Origin of the sequence: Algoriphagus sp., from assembly GCF_024642405.1 — a bacterium.
GTDB lineage: Bacteria > Bacteroidota > Bacteroidia > Cytophagales > Cyclobacteriaceae > Algoriphagus.
Genome location: NZ_JAHEBC010000482.1, coordinates 1 through 2,429 on the forward strand (window position 1 = coordinate 1; position 2,429 = coordinate 2,429).

Below are 2,429 nucleotides of genomic sequence, written 5' to 3' on the forward strand. Positions count from 1 at the left end.
ATAATCTTTTCCAAATTGCCTCCTAATGGCTTCACATGCCTTAACACCCGTTATTTTAGCTACTGCATACCACTCATTTGTAGGCTCTAATGGTCCTGTTAATAAATATTCTTCTTTCAAGGGCTGCGGCGCCAGTTTGGGATATATACAAGAAGATCCAAGAAAAATAAACTTTTGGATATCAGCCTTTAATGATGAATCAATTAAATTATTTTGAATCAGCATATTCTCCATCAAAAATTGATATGGGTAAGTATTATTTGCCAAGATCCCCCCTACTCTAGCCGCTGCATCTATTACAACATTAGGATTTTCATTCTCAAAAAATTCAGAAACCTCTTTTTGATTCCTTAGATCCAATTCTTTGGAAGTTCTTCCAAGAAGATTTGTAAATCCTTTTGCTTCTAAAGCTCTCCAAATGGCTGATCCTACCATTCCTCTATGACCAGCGATGTATATTCTAATGTTTTTATTCATGATAAATATTGAACACGGAGTTTCTCTGAGTAATTCTCAGAGTTCCACGGAAGATTTTAATAATTAAATAACTCCAATATTAAGATTTTTTAATAAAGCCCAAAAACACATTCATTTCAAAGAATAAACCTTTTTATCCCTTGCACTAAACTTTTTGTTTTAAAATTTAATAATAGTCCTACTCTATGACCAGTAAATTTTAGATAGGTTAAAACCTGGGCAAAATGAACTTCATTAAATTTTTCAACTGTTTTCAATTCTACAATAACTTGATTTTCAACTAAAAGATCTATTCTAAATCCACAATCAAGGTTAATTTCTTCATATTTTAAAGGAACATTCACTTCTGATTCTACCCACAAACCTTCTTTTTCTAATTCATATTTTAAGCAAGCTTGATATGCAGACTCTAACAGTCCTGGTCCAAGTTTAGAGTGAACTTTAAAAGCACAACCTAATATTTTCTCTGTCAAATCTTCCTTTTCAAGCATTTTGGATTTAAACTCAGTGAGACTCCATAATTCCTCAATGAAACTCCGTGTTTAAAGATTATATCAATTCTGGTTTTTCCTTCTCCAATCTTTCAAAAACTTTTTTCACATCCTGAGCTTGATCTTTTTTTAGTACCAAAATCGCATCAGGAGTTTGGATTAACAAAGTATTTTTCAACCCTATAAACTCTGTATGGATTTCTGTTCCAATAACCATATTCCCTTTTGAGTCTATAGGATGTCCTTGGTTTTTAAAGTAATCATAAATGGATTCAAACGACCCCATGTCAGACCAAGAAAATTCAGATGCAACAACCTTTATTTTTTTTGTTTTTTCCATCACTGCATAGTCCACAGAAATGGAAGGGATTTGCATAGATAATTCTTTATCCAAAAAAGAATTGTCCATTGCCTCAAAAGCGGTTTTCGAAGCAAAGAATACTTCAGGCTCTAATTCTTTTAATTCATCCAAAAAAACGGAAGATTTGAAACAAAACATTCCGGAATTCCAATAAAAATTTCCAGCTTTTAAAAAGGATTCTGCTGTTTCTTTATTCGGTTTTTCTCTGAAAGATCTTACATCCTCTCCATCAGCTTCAATATATCCAAAACCAGTCTCTGGTTTTAAAGGTTTTAAGCCAAATGTTACAATAAACCCTTCTTTTGCTAATGATATACTCCTTAATATCGACTGCTCATATTTTTCACCTGTTCCTATTAAATGATCAGATGGGCTTACAAATAAAATATCTTCTGGTTCAGCTGCAAAAGCCGCAAAAGCTATGGCCGCTGCAGTATTTCTTGGATAAGCCTCAATGATCTCGGTGTAGTTTTCAATTTCAGAATTTATCAAATCATTTCTTGATAGCAGATAATTTTCACGATTGCCTACCACAAAAACTGAATTGCAAATTCCAGAATTTCTTAGAACCGTTTTCTGAAAAAGAGTTTCTCCTTCAAATAATGGTAAGTATTGCTTTGGCTTAGACCTACGAGATAGAGGCCAAAGCCTGGAACCAACGCCACCAGATAATATTACATTGATAACCTTCATTGATTTAATTTAAATAATTAAAATTAAGATGATTAAAGTTTATTCAGCAAAGGAGTTTAAACATATATAAAAATTATAGAAAACCTTTATCCAAAGGATGAGTAAAAAGAGAAATTGAACTATTATTTTTTTATTAAAATTCCAGAGCTTCGCCCTTTCAGTCCCATTTCGAACTTAATAGTCAAATTCAAACAATACTTAAAAATCAAGCAGTTATTTGATTTTTTTCCTAAAAAACTTTAAAAAAATATGAATTCATTAAAATTAGAGGCAGTTTCTCAAATTTCAATCGTCAAATATAGCAAAGTGAGTAGTTTTTGTACTCATTTTTTTTATTCAATTTCTGATAGAATTTTTATAGCTTAAAAAGTGTATTTTACATACTCACTTGTTTTTCTATACTTAGA

3 protein-coding genes are annotated in these 2,429 nt (G+C 31.4%); all 3 read right to left on the reverse strand.

The genetic code is table 11. The features are described from left to right. On the reverse strand, positions 1-477 hold a 477-nt coding region (locus Q0L68_RS19590), incomplete at its 3' end, for an NAD-dependent epimerase/dehydratase family protein (protein WP_296705932.1). A gap of 116 nt (positions 478-593) precedes the next feature. After that, positions 594-968, reverse strand: coding sequence for a GxxExxY protein (locus Q0L68_RS19595; protein ID WP_296705933.1), 375 nt, complete (start codon positions 966-968; stop codon positions 594-596). 58 nt (positions 969-1,026) lie between these two features. Then, entirely contained in the window at positions 1,027-2,022 is a 996-nt protein-coding gene (locus tag Q0L68_RS19600) for a mannose-1-phosphate guanylyltransferase (RefSeq protein WP_296705934.1), read from the reverse strand. Positions 2,023-2,429 lie beyond the last annotated feature (407 nt).